The organism is Acinetobacter sp. NIPH1876, assembly GCF_022808535.1.
Lineage (GTDB): Bacteria > Pseudomonadota > Gammaproteobacteria > Pseudomonadales > Moraxellaceae > Acinetobacter > Acinetobacter higginsii.
In genome coordinates, this window is sequence record NZ_JALGBR010000001.1 from 201371 (window position 1) to 218871 (window position 17501).

The 17501-nt window shown below is 40.9% G+C and carries 19 protein-coding genes; 15 read left to right on the forward strand and 4 right to left on the reverse strand.

The annotated features are described in order from the left end of the window. The first annotated feature begins 2 nt into the window (after positions 1-2). The 3 genes from MN869_RS00955 (at position 3) to MN869_RS00965 (ending at position 2440) form a co-directional block, all read left to right on the forward strand. On the forward strand, positions 3-332 hold the full coding sequence (locus MN869_RS00955) for a YbaB/EbfC family nucleoid-associated protein (RefSeq protein ID WP_004653412.1): 330 nt from the start codon (positions 3-5) through the stop codon (positions 330-332). An 82-nt stretch (positions 333-414) separates the two neighbouring features. Beyond that, entirely contained in the window at positions 415-1011 is a 597-nt protein-coding gene (gene recR / locus MN869_RS00960; RefSeq protein ID WP_004653413.1) for a recombination mediator RecR, read from the forward strand. Between the two features lie 286 nt (positions 1012-1297). Then, a complete protein-coding gene (locus MN869_RS00965) occupies positions 1298-2440 on the forward strand; it encodes an HRDC domain-containing protein (protein ID WP_005203529.1) in 1143 nt (380 codons plus the stop codon). A 20-nt stretch (positions 2441-2460) separates the two neighbouring features. Here the strand turns inward: MN869_RS00965 and MN869_RS00970 are convergent, their stop codons facing one another. Further along, entirely contained in the window at positions 2461-3195 is a 735-nt protein-coding gene (locus MN869_RS00970) for a class I SAM-dependent methyltransferase (protein WP_033134491.1), read from the reverse strand. A 170-nt stretch (positions 3196-3365) separates the two neighbouring features. Between MN869_RS00970 and MN869_RS00975 the strand changes: the two genes are divergently transcribed. From MN869_RS00975 to aroC, 7 genes are all read left to right on the forward strand, one after another. Beyond that, positions 3366-3671: a YcgL domain-containing protein gene (locus MN869_RS00975; RefSeq protein WP_004653415.1), complete on the forward strand. Its 306-nt coding sequence runs from the start codon at positions 3366-3368 to the stop codon at positions 3669-3671. After that, a complete protein-coding gene (locus MN869_RS00980) occupies positions 3664-4050 on the forward strand; it encodes a hypothetical protein (RefSeq protein WP_005203531.1) in 387 nt (128 codons plus the stop codon). The genes MN869_RS00975 and MN869_RS00980 overlap by 8 nt, the downstream gene beginning before the upstream one ends. 35 nt (positions 4051-4085) lie before the next feature. Next, positions 4086-4937 (forward strand): MoxR family ATPase, encoded by an 852-nt coding sequence (locus MN869_RS00985; RefSeq protein ID WP_033134492.1) that lies wholly within the window; start codon positions 4086-4088, stop codon positions 4935-4937. Positions 4938-4949: 12 nt separating this feature from the next. Beyond that, positions 4950-6137 carry a VWA domain-containing protein gene (locus MN869_RS00990; RefSeq protein WP_004653418.1) on the forward strand — a complete coding sequence of 396 codons (1188 nt, stop codon included), beginning with the start codon at positions 4950-4952 and terminating at the stop codon, positions 6135-6137. A gap of 37 nt (positions 6138-6174) precedes the next feature. Next, the gene (trpB, locus tag MN869_RS00995; protein ID WP_033134493.1) at positions 6175-7380 is read left to right on the forward strand and encodes a tryptophan synthase subunit beta; all 1206 of its coding nucleotides are present in this window, start codon (positions 6175-6177) and stop codon (positions 7378-7380) included. A gap of 126 nt (positions 7381-7506) precedes the next feature. Further along, a complete protein-coding gene (prmB, locus tag MN869_RS01000) occupies positions 7507-8517 on the forward strand; it encodes a 50S ribosomal protein L3 N(5)-glutamine methyltransferase (RefSeq protein ID WP_033134494.1) in 1011 nt (336 codons plus the stop codon). Between the two features lie 11 nt (positions 8518-8528). Next, the gene (gene aroC / locus MN869_RS01005; protein WP_033134495.1) at positions 8529-9620 is read left to right on the forward strand and encodes a chorismate synthase; all 1092 of its coding nucleotides are present in this window, start codon (positions 8529-8531) and stop codon (positions 9618-9620) included. Between the two features lie 107 nt (positions 9621-9727). Here aroC and MN869_RS01010 read toward each other — a convergent pair whose 3' ends face one another. Continuing rightward, the gene (locus MN869_RS01010) at positions 9728-10957 is read right to left on the reverse strand and encodes a GGDEF domain-containing protein (protein ID WP_243306772.1); all 1230 of its coding nucleotides are present in this window, start codon (positions 10955-10957) and stop codon (positions 9728-9730) included. 294 nt (positions 10958-11251) lie between these two features. Here MN869_RS01010 and MN869_RS01015 point away from each other — a divergent pair, with 294 nt between their 5' ends. Beyond that, a complete protein-coding gene (locus MN869_RS01015) occupies positions 11252-11998 on the forward strand; it encodes an iron-containing redox enzyme family protein (RefSeq protein WP_033134496.1) in 747 nt (248 codons plus the stop codon). A gap of 103 nt (positions 11999-12101) precedes the next feature. Here the strand turns inward: MN869_RS01015 and MN869_RS01020 are convergent, their stop codons facing one another. Continuing rightward, positions 12102-14330, reverse strand: a complete 2229-nt coding sequence (locus MN869_RS01020; protein WP_033134497.1) for a phospholipase C, phosphocholine-specific — start codon at positions 14328-14330, stop codon at positions 12102-12104. Between the two features lie 30 nt (positions 14331-14360). Further along, complete coding sequence (locus tag MN869_RS01025) at positions 14361-14585, reverse strand: hypothetical protein (RefSeq protein WP_243306774.1); 225 nt, start codon at positions 14583-14585, stop codon at positions 14361-14363. A 289-nt stretch (positions 14586-14874) separates the two neighbouring features. Between MN869_RS01025 and MN869_RS01030 the strand changes: the two genes are divergently transcribed. The 4 genes from MN869_RS01030 to MN869_RS01045 all read left to right on the forward strand — a co-directional run bounded on the left by MN869_RS01030 (position 14875) and on the right by MN869_RS01045 (position 17468). Continuing rightward, on the forward strand, positions 14875-15360 hold the full coding sequence (locus tag MN869_RS01030; RefSeq protein WP_033134499.1) for a sigma-70 family RNA polymerase sigma factor: 486 nt from the start codon (positions 14875-14877) through the stop codon (positions 15358-15360). A 7-nt stretch (positions 15361-15367) separates the two neighbouring features. After that, positions 15368-16336 carry a FecR domain-containing protein gene (locus MN869_RS01035; RefSeq protein WP_033134500.1) on the forward strand — a complete coding sequence of 323 codons (969 nt, stop codon included), beginning with the start codon at positions 15368-15370 and terminating at the stop codon, positions 16334-16336. Between the two features lie 71 nt (positions 16337-16407). Beyond that, on the forward strand, positions 16408-16986 hold the full coding sequence (locus tag MN869_RS01040) for a biliverdin-producing heme oxygenase (protein ID WP_033134501.1): 579 nt from the start codon (positions 16408-16410) through the stop codon (positions 16984-16986). A gap of 11 nt (positions 16987-16997) precedes the next feature. Further along, complete coding sequence (locus MN869_RS01045) at positions 16998-17468, forward strand: YbaN family protein (protein ID WP_033134502.1); 471 nt, start codon at positions 16998-17000, stop codon at positions 17466-17468. Positions 17469-17501: the final 33 nt, after the last annotated feature.

Below are 17501 nucleotides of genomic sequence, written 5' to 3' on the forward strand. Positions count from 1 at the left end.
TTATGAACATTAATATGCTCATGCAGCAAGCTCAGCGCATGCAAAAAGATATGGAATCAAATCTTAAAAAAGCCAAAGAAGAGCTTGCAAAAACTGAAGTTCATGCGGAAGCTGGCGGTGGTTTAGTTAAAGTTACCATGACTTGCCGTAATGTGGTTAAGCGTATCGAAATTAGTCCTGATTTATTACAAGACGAAGCAGATATGATTGAAGATTTGATTGCTGCTGCGATGAATGATGCTGCACGTCAAGCAGAAGCCATTTCTGAAGAGAAATTAAAAGGTGCGAACACTGGTATGGGCTTGCCACCTGGCTTATCTGGTTTATTTTAAATCCCTCCCAGCCTCCCTTTAAAAAGGGAGGAGTACCCCTCTTTATTAAAGAGGGGTTAGGGGCGATTATGAGAGTTGATTTGTGTTTAGTGAACGATTTGAACAATTAGTTCAAGCATTACGTATATTGCCAAGTGTTGGTCCCAAATCAGCACAGCGTATGGCATTACATTTGTTAATGAAAAACCGTGAAGGTGCATTTGCGCTTTCTCATGCTTTACATGAAGCATCTAGCCATATTCATGAGTGTCATATTTGTCATTCATTAACAGAAAATGAAATCTGTGATATTTGTGCTTCAGTAGAGCGAGATGAACAATTGCTTTGTGTAGTTGAATCACCAGCAGATGTGATGGCGATTGAGCAAAGTGGCAGTTTCCGCGGTAAATATCATGTTCTAGGCGGACATTTGTCACCTTTAGATGGTATTGGCCCTGAAGAAATCGGAATTCCATACTTGATTCAGCGGCTCAGTGCAGGGCAGATTCAAGAGGTGATTTTGGCAACCAATGCCACAGTAGAAGGTCAAGCAACCGCACATTATCTGGTTGAAGCTACAAAACATTTACCAATTCACATGACTCGAATTGCGCAAGGTGTGCCACAAGGTGGTGAACTGGAATATGTAGATAGTCATACCTTAAGTCAAGCTGTACATAACCGTATGCGAATGAAATAACTGGGTTCATTCGCATTTTTATATATTTATATTAAATTCATGCTGTTAATTTAAACAAATAATTAAATTTTACATATTGTCTAACATTATCGTAGATCTATTTATTGTGATTTGTGGCACTATTGACGGGCGAAAAGGATTTTCGTTTTTTGATGAATGGAAGAGGAGTAATTTCATGTCTTGCATGTGGAATACCAATTAATTTTTTTGTATTTTTCAGTTGAGCAATGACTGACATTGGGCAGTTTTATTGCACATGGTTCTTTATTATTTTACTTGAGCACACATGTTTCAGTTTATCCAACAGCAACAAGATTTAGCTGTTCTCCTCAAGCAGATGGAACAGTGTTCTGTCTACGCCCTTGATACCGAGTTTATTAAGGTCGATACCTTATATCCTAAACTTGGTGTCTGCCAAATCAATTTGAATGGTCAAATTCTATTGCTTGATGGCACCGCATTGGATCTCAGCAATTTTTGGCCGAAAATTTTTGCTGCACAACAGAATATTTTTCATGCCTGTGGCGAAGATATAGATCTGATCTATCATTATGCTGACCAAAAACCATTAAATAATGTATTCGATACGCAAGTTGCGTTGGCATTTCTAGGCCATGGGCTTCAAGTTAGTTATCAAAATGCGCTTAAAACCTGTTTGAATATTGAGATTGAAAAAGATCAGACTCGTTCGGATTGGCTTGCTAGACCATTAACGCAAGAGCAGATGTGCTATGCGGCAAATGATGTAATCTATTTAAGCAAACTTGCAGATGCATTGAAAACAGATCTAAAAGCAAAAGGGCTGTATCAATACGTATTGGAAGATTGTCAGAATCTCACCAAAGAGATTGCGATGGAAACACCATTGGCAGAGTTGTACACTGATATTGGTAATTATCGCCATTCGCGCCGTGAGTTGATGCAATTGCAACAACTCAGCATTTGGCGAGAGCAGATTACCAAGGCGCTGAATCAGCCGCGTAGCTTTATTCTGAGAAACTCCACCATGATTGATTTGGTGGAAAAGAATCCTCGCAATAATTTTCAGTTGGCACGAATTAAAGATATTCGTCCGCACATTGTACGCGAACATGGCAAAATGATTCTTGATTTACTCAAGTTCTTACCGCCAGAGGATGAATGGCCATTGCGCATGGCTAAACCGATCAAGAGTAATTCTAAAGAAGTTGCACCCAAAATTGATGCGTTGATTGAAAGTGTAGTCTTAAAAACTGGGATACCAAAAGAAGTATTACTACGTAAGAAATGGATGAATGCGATCTATGAACATGTGGTATTTCATTTAGATGAGCAGTCCTTACCGAGTTATTTAATGGGCTGGCGCTATGACATTCTGACGCAACCATTGATTGCGTTGTTAAAAGAAGATATTGAATATTTAGCGATGCAAATGAAAATAGCACGTTAGAAAATCAAAGAGCTAATTTATTAGCTCTTTTTTTTGGCTTTGATGATGAGCATCATGGGGCGTCTTAATTCATTCTGCCAACTTAACCTTTCCACCATTTCTTTAGGTGGTGTTGGTTCAATCACTGCTGTAATTTCAAAACCTGCAGTTAATAAGGCTGTAATATGGGTTTCAAGCGTTCTGTGATATTTCACAACTTTTGCATCTAAAAAATGGGTTTCTCTTTTGCCTTGTTCGAAATAGTGGTCAACAGGCCAGTGCATCGGCTGTTGCTCTGCATCATAGTACCAATCTTGTTGTTCACAGGCTGTGAAAATAGGATGCTCAACCGAATAGTACAGTTCGCCTTGAGAAGTTAATAAGGATGCAGCCTTGGCAAACACAGGCTCAATATCTTCGATGTAATGCAAAGCAAGAGAACTGATTATGACGTCAAAGCTCGCTTTATCTGCTGTAAAGTCCTCAATTGCGGTATGTTGATAGTCCACGTTTTGGGCTGATGTTAAGAGACGTGCTTTTTCAAGCATTTTAATGGATAAATCAATTCCGATCACTGAACGAGCACCTTGTTCAGCAGCAAACTGACAATGCCAGCCATAGCCACAACCTAAGTCTAAAACCTTTTTGTTCTTTAACTGGGGTATATGTGTTTTAAATGCGGACCACTCACCAGCAGCATTTAGGCCATGCACTGAGCGAGGCATTTTTGAGTATTCAGTAAAGAAGTGTGGATCATCATATTTGTTTTGTTGCATAGCTGTGCCATTGAAAAATCATGGCTTGATTATGACACTCTGCGCGAATACTCGGAAATAGGTTGTATTGTGAATCTGGAAAAAAGACGACTCTAGCGTTAACAATCGTTAATGTATCCATTTTTATTTTCATGTATGCTGTCTTTGATTGTTAATAGATGTGAGTAAACATGCACTGCGATATTTATAGATCGAGTAAAAAAGATGAAATGTATATGTATATTGCTCGTCCAAATTATCCTGATGACAAGGAACAAGAAAACCCATTTGAAGGTGTTCCAGAAACAGTTCTACAAGCATTTGGCAAAGCCACTTTTGTCATGCATTTAGAACTTCATAATGAGCGTAAACTTGCACGTGCTAACGTTTTACATGTGTTAGATTCATTAAATACCAAAGGCTTTTTTATTCAGATGCCGCCAGAGGGATTAATCAATCCGAATGCGGTAGAACCAGAGGGTTTACGCGGTGCTTGAGACTCTAACAGCGATTTGGTCAAACATTCTTTCAGTACTGGATCAGTTCCCTGAAGAAAATGTTGCGATCATTGTTTATGTTACAGGGACGCTCATTGCATTGTGGTGTTGGTATCGTTTGATGTCACGCCTACCCAATCCAATTGGTGGCATCCTTTGGATTATTGCCTTTGCAGTTCTTGCGACTCCAACAATTTCAGAAGGCCCAAACTCGGCCTTAGCACCAGCAATTTTTGGTTTGCTTTTTGGTGTCCTCACCAAAGAACATGTCTTAGTCTGGTCTAACTTATCATTGATTTTATTTGTCATTGGTACGGGGTTACTGATCGGCTTCTGCTGGTCAAAATACACTGCAAATAAAACTGCACGTTCAGTTTAGATACAACGTTACATATAGAAAAATAAGGTTTTAAAATGTCTGCTGATACACAACACTTCACTGGTACAGATCAATATATTGCGACCGATAGCCTGAAACTTGCAGTGAAAGCTGCTCGTGCTTTACAAAAACCATTATTGGTGAAAGGTGAGCCCGGTACTGGTAAAACATTACTTGCAGAGCAAGTGGCTGAAAGTTTGGGTTTGAAGCTGATTACGTGGCATATCAAATCAACCACCAAAGCCCAGCAAGGTTTGTATGAATATGATGCTGTTTCACGTTTGCGTGATAGCCAGTTAGGTGATGATCGTGTCTATGACATTAAGAACTATATTAAACCCGGTAAATTGTGGGAAGCATTTACCAGTGAAGAGCGTTGTGTATTGTTGATTGATGAAATCGACAAGGCGGATATTGAATTTCCAAATGACTTATTGCATGAACTCGACAAAATGTCGTTTTATGTTTATGAGACTGGTGAGACCATTACTGCAACACAACGCCCGATCATGATCATTACCTCGAATAATGAGAAGGAACTGCCAGATGCGTTCTTGCGTCGTTGTTTCTTCCATTATATCGAATTCCCTGATGATGCAACCATGCGTGACATCATTGCGGTCCATTTCCCGAATATTTCAAATACCTTGGTGAGTGAAGCCTTACAGGTGTTCTTTAAATTACGTGAAATCCCGAATTTGAAGAAACCACCTTCAACATCAGAACTCATTGACTGGTTAAGCCTGCTGATGGCAGATGATATGCCAGAAGATGTGTTGCGTAATCATGATAAATCCAAAGCGATTCCACCATTGTATGGTGCCTTGATTAAGAATGAACAAGATGTGCAATTGCTTGAACGTTTAGCCTTTATGTCACGCCGCTAAGAGTGTTTAAAAATGTTTGTGCGACTGTTTTACACCTTACGCAAATATGGCGTACCTGTAACAACACGTGAGCTCATTGATCTTAATCAGGCGGTAGCTTCAGGTCTTGTGTTTGCAGATCAGGAACAGTTCTATCAATTGGCTAAAACGGTTTTAGTCAAAGATGAGCGCTTTTTTGATAAGTTCGATCGTGCCATGAAAGATTATTTTGATGGCATCGAAACTTTTGATTTAGATGAGTTGCTGAAACAAGTTCATAAGTTACCCAAAGACTGGTTTGATCTTGAGCTGTTAGAGAAGCATCTTACGCCTGAGCAACGTGCAGAATTGCAAAAAGCGGGTTCTCTCGAAGAATTGATGAAAATGCTGGAAGAGCGCTTACGTGAACAGCATAAAAAGCATCAGGGTGGCAATCGTATGATTGGCACTGGGGGAACTTCACCTTTTGGTGCGTTTGGTGATCATCCTGAAGGTGTGCGTATTGGTGGGCCAGGGCGTAAACGTTCGGCGGTTAAAGTTTGGGAACAACGTAAATACCAAAATCTGGATGATGATCAGGTTTTGGGAACCCGTCAAATGCAAATTGCCTTACGTCGTTTGCGTAAATTTGCACGTCAAGGTGCTGCTGAAGAGCTGGATGTCGATGGCACTATTCGTGAGACAGCAAAACAAGGCATTTTGGATGTACAGCTGGTTCCAGAGCGTCGTAACCGCATTAAAGTGTTAATGCTGTTTGATGTTGGTGGTTCGATGGATGCTTATATTGCTGAGTGTGAAAAGCTATTCAGTGCGGCCAAATCAGAGTTTAAAACCTTAGAATATTTCTATTTCCATAACTGTCTGTATGATCATGTGTGGAAGGATAACCATCGCCGTAGTTCAACCCGTATGAATACTTGGGATCTGTTCCATACCTATGGACGTGATTATCGGGTCATCGTGGTCGGTGATGCCAGTATGGCACCGTATGAATTAAAATCTGCGGGTGGCTCAGTTGAATATATGAATGAAGAGTCGGGTGAAGTGTGGCTTAGACGTTTACGTCAGCACTTTGACAAAACCGCTTGGTTGAACCCTGAAATGGAAGGTTACTGGCATTACACCCAAACCATTAACTGGATTAAAGAAATTTTTGAGAATCATATGTTTCCAATGACCTTGAAGGGGCTTGAGGACATGACACGCTATCTATCGCGTTAAAACTTTATATTAAGACTTTATAAGAACAGGAAAAAACATGGAACATCAAATTAATGGCGTTGCTTTGCCAAATGAAGCAGGTTTCTTTGGCAACTTTGGTGGTCAGTTCATTCCACCGCATTTAAAAGAAGCCATGGATGAAATTAACACGGCTTATGAAGAGATTCGTCATACCGCTGAGTTTCAGGATGAGTTAAACGACTTATTTAAAAACTATGTTGGCCGTCCAAGCCCATTGTTCCATGCCAAGCGTTTGTCTGATCAATTAGGCGGGGCGCAGATTTATCTAAAGCGTGAAGATCTGAACCATACCGGTGCGCATAAGATTAACCATTGTTTGGGTGAAGCGTTGCTTGCCAAATATATGGGCAAAAGAAAAGTCATTGCCGAGACAGGTGCGGGGCAACACGGCGTGGCTTTGGCAACGGCTTGTGCATTGGTTGGTATTCCATGTGAAATCCATATGGGTCAGGTTGATATCGAAAAAGAACATCCGAATGTTGTGAAGATGAAAATCTTGGGTGCGAAACTGGTTGCTGTGACTCAAGGGACTGCGACCTTAAAAGATGCAGTGGATAGCGCATTTGAAGAGTATTTAAAAGATCCTCAAAACTATATCTATGCCATTGGTTCGGTGGTTGGTCCACATCCATTCCCAAAAATGGTTCGTGATTTTCAATCGATTATTGGCAATGAAATCAAAACCCAGTCTAATGACCGTTTTGGTCAGAATCCAGATTATGTGGTTGCCTGTGTTGGTGGCGGTTCTAATGCGATTGGCGCATTCACCGCATTTTTAAATATGCCTGAAGTTCAATTAGTCGGTGTAGAACCTGCGGGTCATGGTCTGGATACCGACAAACACTCAGCCACTTTGACCTTGGGCAAGCCGGGGCAGATTCATGGTATGGCGTGCTATGTACTGGAAGATGATAACGGTGAGCCATTGCCAGTACATTCGATTGCATCAGGCTTGGATTATCCGGGTGTTGGGCCACAACATAGTTTCCTGAAAGAGCTTGGCCGTGTGCAATACGAAACAGCGACGGATCAGGAATGTTTGGACGCATTTATGACACTTTCACGTGTTGAAGGTATTGTTCCAGCCTTGGAAAGTTCGCATGCGGTGGCTTGGGCTTTACGTGAAGCGCCTAAGTTGGATAAGCACATTAACATTGTGGTCAATCTTTCTGGACGAGGCGATAAAGACTCGGATTATGTGGCAGAAAAGCTAGGCTTATAAGTTCTGACTGAATATCTCATTGTGAATAGACCGCTTCTTGTAGAGAGGCGGTTTTTTTATTGTTAAATCAACCTTAATCCCGTTAGAATAAAGCGTTTTGCAATTAGCACTTTTGGAGACGCCTAAGTGGAGCGACCGACAATCAGCCCTGAACATTTACAAGAAGCGGCTGAAAACCTAGTAACCATTCGAGATTTTGTTCGTTTTGGGGTAACCGCACTACGTCAATATGACGCGCACTTAGGTCAAGGTACTCAAGATTATTTTGCAGAGAGTTCTGCATTGGTACTACAAACACTATCACTTGAGTGGAAAGCGGACGCTGAAATTCTGGATGCCAAACTTTTACCAAGCGAAAAAGCAGAATTCCTCAGCTTGTTAGAACGTCGTATCAATGATCGTATTCCGACCTCATATTTATTGAACTTAGCCTATTTCTTCAATAAGCCATTCTATGTAGATGAGCGTGTTTTGATTCCGCGTTCACCGATTGCTGAGTTGATTGAACAACGTTTCGCACCATACTGCCTAGATGAAAATGGCCGTATGTTGGAAGCGTTAAACAACTTGCCTGAAAATAACAATCCGAAAACACCACAACGTATCTTGGATATGTGTACGGGTTCAGGTTGTATTGCGATTGCGTTAGCTTATGCTTTTCCAGAATCAGAAGTCGATGCGACTGATATTTCAAAAGAAGCACTGGAAGTGGCTTCAATCAACACTGAGCACCATGATAAACAGTATCAAGTGGCTTTACTTGAATCTGACTTGTTCTCAAAAATCCCTGCTGAAAACCAATATGACCTGATCGTCAGCAATCCACCGTATGTGGATGCAGAAGATATGGCGGATTTACCAGAAGAATTCTTACATGAGCCTGAGCTTGCACTGGCTGCGGGGCAAGATGGCTTAGATTTAGTCCGTAAAATGTTAGCCCAAGCTGCTGATTACTTAACGGAAGATGGCCTGATTGTGATTGAAGTGGGTAACTCTGAATGGGCAATGCGTCAGAACTTCAATACAGTTGACTTCCATTGGCTCACTTTCCAAAAAGGCGGTACTGGTATTTTTGCTTTAACTGCTGAACAATGCCGCCGTTATAAAGAAGTCTTTCAGCAATCAGTTCAAAACTAAGGGGTTAAAGCATGGCAGGGAATAGTATTGGGCAACTGTTTCGAGTAACAACCTGTGGCGAGTCACATGGTGCGGGCTTGATGGCGATTGTCGATGGCGTGCCGCCTGATCTTGAGCTTTGTGAAGCAGATTTGCAAAAAGATTTAGACCGCCGTAAACCGGGAACATCGAAGTTTGCAACGCAACGTAAAGAACCAGATCAAGTTGAGATTATCTCGGGTGTTTTCGAAGGTAAAACCACAGGAACATCGATTGGTTTATTGATCCGTAACACGGATCAGAAATCAAAAGACTACGGCAATATTGCTCAAACTTTCCGTCCAGGCCATGCAGATTACACGTATACGCAAAAGTACGGCTTCCGTGACTATCGTGGTGGCGGTCGTTCCAGCGCCCGTGAAACGGCGATGCGTGTCGCGGCAGGCGCAATTGCCAAGAAATATCTTGCTGAAAAATTTGGTATTGATATTCGTGGACATGTCACACAAATCGGTAATGAAGTCGCTGAAAAACTGGATTGGGCAGAAGTGCCAAATAATCCATTCTTCTGCGGTGACGTTGATGCGGTTCCGCGTTTTGAACAGTTGGTCACTGCTTTACGTGAGCAAGGGACCAGTTGTGGCGCAAAACTTGAAATCGTTGCTGAAAAAGTACCTGTGGGTTGGGGCGAGCCTGTATTTGATCGTTTAGATGCAGATATTGCCCATGCCATGATGAGCATCAATGCGGTTAAAGGTGTAGAAATTGGTGATGGTTTTGCGGTTGCTGGGCAGTTTGGTCACGAGACTCGTGATGAGCTGACAACAGACGGATTCCTTGCTAATCATGCAGGCGGTATCTTAGGTGGAATCTCAAGCGGTCAGAGCATTCGTGTTGCGATTGCATTGAAACCGACTGCAAGTATTACCACACCAGGTAAAACCATTACGATTGAACGTGAAAATACTGATGTATTGACCAAAGGTCGTCATGATCCGTGTGTCGGTGTACGTGCAACACCAATTGCTGAAGCAATGCTTGCGATCGTGTTAATGGATCATTTTTTAAGACATCGTGCACAAAATGCAGATGTTGTTGCTCCATTTAAACCAATCGAACCATAATAAAAATATTAAGCCGCACATATAATTTATTATATCTGCGGCTTGTGTCACGTTTTAAAATACTTATATTAAATTAGTTTAATATTCATTTAATAATCATTAATGAATTATAATGCTTCAGAAATCATATTATCTGATGTTGCAATGTGATATTGATTTCGACCATTACTTTTTGCGATATATAATGCATGATCCGCTTGTGCAACAAACTCAGAAAGACTGTCACCTACACAGGGAACCATTGTTGCAACACCTACGCTAATGGTCACATGTTTTGAAACATTGCTACGTGGGTGCAAAATTCCAATATTACGTACTAACTCCATCAGTCTTTGTACCTGAGTAATGGCTTGATCACGGTCAGTCATTGAGAAGAGTAGTAGAAACTCTTCTCCACCATAACGTGCAGCCAGATCACCACTACGCGAGGCGATAGAGCCCAACATAATCGCAATACGTCTCAGGCATTGATCGCCTTGAATATGTCCTAAAGTATCGTTGTAGAGCTTAAAGAAGTCGATATCAATCATCATGATGGTAATCGGCATTTCATGGCGTGTTGCTCTTTTCCACTCATTTTCCAATACTTCATCTAGGTAGCGTCGGTTGGCAAGACCAGTTAAAGCATCTTGCTGGGATAAAATAGACAACTGTTGTGCTTGTCGCATCAATTCTAAACGGTTAAGTTCAATCATACAGTTCTGCAAATAATTCTCACGGTGCTGGCGATCAGTTGCATAAGCAAGTGCCATACCCAGAAAACTACTGAAGGTGTAAGTACGGTTGAGGAAGGTCCAATCAATTGCCCCGCTAAACCATGTACTCGCTGCAATACCAATCAATCCGCCGACCCAACCAGCAATGATGGCTGTGTAGAAACGCATTCCTACAAAGGCATAGATGATGACAACTGCATACATCATCGCAGCATGGAACAGGACATTATTTTGACCTTGCTCCAATACGTTAATGATGGTGAAAGAGATTGCAACGGCACCTGTTGAGCCGATACAAACATAGTAATCGAACCACTTATTCATGCTTGGCAGGAACGAAAGTAACCATACCAATGTAATGATGATACCCACCCAACCGTAGGTTGCCATCCAAGTAATACGTAGGTCTGTGGGTAAAACCTGATAAATACCGAAGCTTAGAAATAGATATAAACCTAAAATAATAGGGGCGCGATAGCGGAACTCATGCGCAGCCTCATTTCTGTACTGATCTCGATAGATCACTTCTAATTCTTTAGGAAACCAAACTAAATTTAGCCCGCGAGAAATTAACAAGTCGATTTGTTCTTGTCCCAAAATATTGGAAGCTTTCAACTTCATCTTATCTCTCACCACTCCCAAATGTTGTTATAAATGTCAAAATAGGGATTATTTTTTTACTACGTTACACTGATTTAAATAGAATGTGTATTAGATTATAAAAAAATATTAATTTTTATATAAGGGTCATTGCCTAATATAATGATTCAAGTTTAAATTAGATTCAAGAAATAAAAACTGTTACAAACTAAATCACAAACGATTGTATCTTTACGGTATTAGGATACAATTTATAAAAAAGCAGCAATCATCGAAGATGATTGGATTAAGTCATACGAAATAGGATGCATCGCAATGACTGCTATGAATCAATATGGAACAAAATTAGAAATTACACCCCATTCGGGTTGGGCGCAACGATTCTGGGATGAATTATTACCCTCAAAAGAACGAGTGAGTAAACATCCGTTATTCTTAGATATGGCCAATGGCTGTTTAAGCCTTGAATGCTTTCGTTCAGCCTTACTGAATTTTTATCCACTGGTCGCACATTTTCCTTCCTATATGGCGGGATCGCTAGCGAAAGCGACTGCTTTTTCACTGGAAGGGGTAACGGAAACTCGAGACTGGCTGATTCAAAACATCAAAGTTGAGGAGCGGCATTTGAACTGGTATCAGGACTGGGCGGGGGGCTTTGGTCTAACAGTTGAAATGTTGAATAACGTGAAGCCACCTGTTGCAATGAATGCGGTGAATCACTTCTTGTGGGATGTTAATTTTCGTGGAAGTCTAGCAGAGAGTATTGCAGCGACTAATCTTGCGATAGAGTGGGCGACAGGTGATTGGACCATTCAGGTCTATAAAGGGATTCAAACCTATACTCAACATCCTGAAGTAAACATCAACAAGCGTTCTCTAGCATGGTTAAGAGCACATGCACATTATGATGATCTACATCCCTATGAAGCGATGGAGCTGATTAAGCGCTTATGTGATAAAGACCCTGTGCAGCAAAGAAAAGCTTTCTTAGCGGCAAAGGAAGGGCTTGAATATTATGAACTCGCCTTAGATGAGTGCTATAAGCTACAGCATAAAAATTAAGGATTCGGGTATTCAGCCTGAATTAGATCTGATTTATATATGTGATAAAAGTCTCCTTGGTTTTCGGAACTAAGGAGGCTTAATTGCTTATGCTGTTTAAATCTTAAACCATCGCAGGGTCACTCACAGAGTCTTCACCTGTTTCTACACGCCCAGCAAAACGGCGATAAAACTTAGCATCTTGAGTACAGGTCACGGCAAAATCATACCATTGCCAAGCATCTTTCAATTCCCAATGCTGAGTGGCACTTTGTCCTGCTTTTACAGTTAGTTTCAGTGGAGCATCCGTCTGATAAACCACAGGGCTGATCACCAACTCAATATCTTTAGTGCCCGTATTGTTTAGATCGACATACACATTGCCGTTGGCTATATCATAGCAAACACGAATCTCAGGATTGATTTGCAGATCTTGATTTCGGTTCAGATCACCCTTGAAATGTCGATGAAAGCCATTCGGTCCCATCACCCAAAGATCGTATAAGCCTTGATTGTCTTTCTGTACATTCCAGACATCATCTAGGCCTTTTCCTGCCTCTACAATGTAACGGCGTGGAACTCGACTTAAATTTAATTTGTCGTAGACATGAAACACCGCACCTTGAGTCCCTGTATTTGAAAACAGCAGTTTGACTGTTCCGTCATTTAGGCAGCGTGCACTGGTATGTAGTTCATACGGGAGTGCTTTAGAACGACGGATACCGCTGGCTTGGATTGGCATCTGCAAATTGCTTGGAATTGGAACATTGGGTAACTTTTGTTGTGAGCTACGTAATTGATCCGCTTGCTCACGGGTTTGTTTACCATTTAGTGTTGGCAGTACATCTTCATTCGGTGTTTTAAAGTTAAATGCAGAGGTCAGATCTCCACATACAGTACGGCGATAAGGACTGATATTACTTTCTTTAACGCCAAAACGCTTTTCGAGGAACATCAATACCGAGGTATGATCAAATACTTGAGAGTTGACAATCCCCCCACGACTCCAAGGTGAAATCACAAATAAGGGAACGCGGGGACCAGGACCATAAACACCATTATCCTTATTCGGTTGGCTGGTACTACCTAGCGGTGCATCATGCACATAGTATTCATGACGCATATCCGCTGGGCTGAGGGTTGATTTACCTGCATATGTATTATCTGGTTGCAATGTTGGTGCTGATGGGGAAGGAACATGGTCAAAATAACCATCATTTTCATCAAAATTAATCAGAAAAACAGTTTTACTCCAAACTTCAGGCACGGCTGTTAATGCATCTAAGATTTCTTGAATAAACCATGAGCCTTGTACGGGACTTGATGGTCCAGGATGTTCACAGTAAATGGAAGGTGCATTGATCCATGATACCTGTGGCAATTTGCCAGTTTTGATATCATTTTTAAATGCATCTAGGAATTCTTCAGGTTTATTACCGGGTAAGGTATTGGCAATGCCTTTATAAAGTGGATTCTTGGCATTGTCCGTGGTGGCATCATAGGCTTTATAAGGTAACTTTTGCGCAGCCTTGTTATAAGGACTATTGGGTGCTCCACCACTTGAGACTGGATAACCCGAATCGATATTAGCTTTTCTAAAGCTGCGGAAGGCACCTAACATGTTATCGCCCCATTCATCGGGCATATTTTGATAACAAATCCAATTGATTCCTGCTTCTTCTAGGCGTTCAGCATAGGTTTTCCATGTATAACCAACATCCACCGTTTTAGGATCGCCATCAATCCAGTCCCATTCATTATTCACAAATGCGGTACTGGTCGGCACTGCACCATTGGTTCCTGTTAGATGGAATGAACGATTGGCATCTGTACCAGTATGCATAGCGCAGTGATAAGCATCACAAATGGTAAATGCATTGGCCAATGCAAATTGATAAGGGATTTCCTGTTCCTTGAAATAGCCCATGGCATAGTCAGTTTTATAGGTTGGCCAGTTTGACATACGGCCATTGTCCCATGCTTTTTGGCTATCTACCCAAGTGTGATTGGTACCAGGTGCGCGTTGAGCATTATTGCTTGAGCCATCTAAATGGAAGGGTGTTAATAATGCGCCATTACTGCGTTGTTGCTGCCAAACGGTACGTCCATTTTGCAAAGGAATGGTGAAACGATCGGCAAAACCACGAACGCCTTTTAAGGTCCCAAAATAATGGTCAAATGAGCGGTTTTCCTGCATGAGGATCACGACATGCTCTACATCTTGAATAGTACCTGTTTTATTATTGGCAGGAATGGCTAAAGCTTTTTGAATGCTGGCTGGAAAGGTGGTCAAAGCGGCAGCGCCAAAACCTGTTTTAAGTGTATTTGCTAAAAATTGACGACGATTAATCACGATATTTTCCCTATCTAGTTGTTCTTATGCTTATGGTGCACAGCGCATGACTGGTTTTTTGCTGTCATCAGGTTTCGCTGCGACCTGATCGTCGTTTGAGTCATTACACGCGGTGAGTGCGAATAGAAAGGGGAAAACATAAACACATGCCAACCATCGTTTGGTTTTTTTCAACATTTGCTTCATCCATAACAAAGATGTCAACACACTAGACAGACCGTGTGACAGCTCAGTGTCATCTTTATGACGATTCATTGACGTTTCATATGAAAATGGGCCGTAATGCAGGCAAGAAAACGTTTGCATAGCCGTGTTTTGTTGAGGCCTGAAACGCTTAGAGGAAATGCTGTAATTGTCGAAGGATAAGCGAGACTGGTTTTAAGGATGAAGAAGAAGCGGCGTGGCTGTCTTTTGAGTATTGTAAAAATTAGTTTTAAAAATTCAATTAATCATCAGATGTATAGAGATTACGGTGCAAAACAGAGGTGATCATTTTCTTATTTTTTGTTAACATATTATTAATGATTCTCATTATCCTTTGAAAATGTCTGATCCAATCAATACGCTCTATCGTCAACATCATTCTTGGTTGTATCAATGGTTGAAACGACGTCTCAATCAAAGTGAAGATGCTGCAGATTTAGCTCACGATACATTTATTCGTATTTTGAAACGTAAAGATCAATTGTATTTTGATCAGCCGCGTGCGTTGTTAACCACAGTTGCCAAAGGTATATTAATTAATTGGTACCAGCGCAAGTCGATAGAAAAAGCTTATTTGGAAGCACTAAGTAGTCGACCTGAGTATGATGAGATTAGTCCTGAACAAAAAATATCTGCAATTGAATCATTATGCTTGATCAACCAACTGTTAAATCAAATGCCTGAACGTCAACAGCAGGTGTTTATCTGGTCACAACTTGAAGGGCTTACCCAGCAAGAGATTGCGAATCGTTTGAATATTTGTACACGAACGGTTATGCGAGATTTGGTTGCAGTACTGACTCAATGTTTAGCGATCATGGATTGAGATTGACATGTCTCAAACACAAATCTTAAAAGAGGCCGCTGAATGGATTGTGCTGATTCAGGCATCAGCATTAACCGAGGCTCAACAGGTCAAATTTGAAGCGTGGAAAAATCAAAGCGAAGCACATCAAACCGCATGGCTTAAAGCTGAGTATTTACTGAGCAGTTTTGAGTATTTTCCTGAAAATGGCCATGAAATCATAAAAAAAGGCAATCAAGCTGCACAGTTTCAGTGGAGCAAACATCTTGTCGTGGCCTGTATTGCGTGTCTGGGCAGTATCATTGCATGGAATTCTGATTATAAATATTTGTGGTTTTCAGATTACAGTACGGCCATTGGTCAACAGAAGAATGTGACACTTGAGGATGGAACAGAACTTCAATTAAATACAGATACAGCACTTGATGTTCGCTATACACCACATCAACGGACGCTAAAATTACACTATGGCGAAATACAGATTCATACTGCGAAAGAGACTCAAAACCATCGTCCCTTTTTTGTCGAGACTGAAAATGCGCATTTACAAGCACTGGGAACAATTTTTAATGTGCAGTACCTCAAAAATAAACAACTGCAAACCTGTTTAGCTGTGATTGAAAGTGCGGTCAAGGTTACTTTGAATCAATCTAAAAAAATGACAGTTGTGCGGGCAGGTGAGCAGTTATGTTTTGATAGAACAGACTTTAAAGCATTGGGGCAGCTTGATCCGAATGTATTGGTTTGGAAAAATCAGATGATTATGGCATTTGAAATGCCTATAGAGCAGTTATTGCAAGAGATTGGGCGTTATCAGCATCAATATGTTGATCTCGACCCTCAATTGAAATCATTAAAGGTCTCTGGTTCTTATCCTGTCAATAACTTGACGCAGTTGCAGTCCGCTTTGGAATTAAGCTATCCGATTCGTATGCAACGACATTTTGGCGATCATGTCATTACAATTCAGGCTAAAAATGAAAAAGCAGAAAAATAATTGAAAATTGCTGTCAGCTTTTTGGCTTTGGACGGGTAATACAGTTAAACCTAAATAACTGGAGAAATCTTATGGCAACTTCATTCGTCCTCAATCAGCTTGCATCACGGTTAAAAATTGAAACCGCCAGCCAGCATCAACAGATGCATCTTTTGATGGAGAAAGCTCAAGTATTTGCTGATACAGAGCGTTATGCAAAATTTACCTTGGCTCAATATTATTTTCAGCAAAATGTAGAATATTTATTCCGGCACCCTGAGGTTTCAGCGCTTATTTCAGATTTGGATATCAGAGGGCGATCTCAAGCAGCCTTATTGGATCTTTATGACCTACAGCTCAAACCTGAAGCTCAAGAATTACTTACTGAAAAGGTTGGCTTTCCTGAAGCTTTAGGCTGGATTTATGTCTCGGAAGGTTCAACTTTAGGTGCAGCATTTTTATTTAAACAAGCACAACAGCTTTTAGGACTAACTGCTGAGTTTGGGGCACGTAATTTGGCTGCATATCCAGAAGGTCGAGCAAGGGTATGGAAGCACTTCATTACTGAATTGGATACTGCTCAATTGAGTGAGAGTGAACAAGATCAAGTTATTTTAGGAGCCAAACAGGCATTTGATTACTTTGGCAGCTTGCTGAAAAATATTGATTAAGCAGCAACCCTATGCCAAAAAATGCTTCTATAAGGTATAAGGCGAAAAGTACAGATTGCAGTGATGTAGATACTTTACACGCACCGCAAAAAGAAAAACTCCATGCATCGATCATCATGCGTGGAGTGTATATCGCTCTAACCATTATTTGTCTAATTTTGGCAGTGCTGGGTATCGTATTACCTGGCGTGCCTACTTTTGATTTCTTATTCCTCGCTACCTTTTTTGCTGCTAAAGGTTCTGCAAAATTGCATTGCTGGATTCATCAAAATCGTTACATCCATCTGCTGCTTACCCAATATACGGGTGGATTTAAATCCATTTCCCGTTTACGTAAATATATGATGACATTAACGATTGTTTTAATTTTGATCAGCTTGATACTTTCATCTTTGCATTTGCACATCAAGTTAACTTTCATGTTTATTTTATTTGTTTTCGTACTGTGGATATGGAGCCGAGCAGAAAAAATTGAAATTTAATGTCATATTTTTGGAAATCACTGGGTAATGATT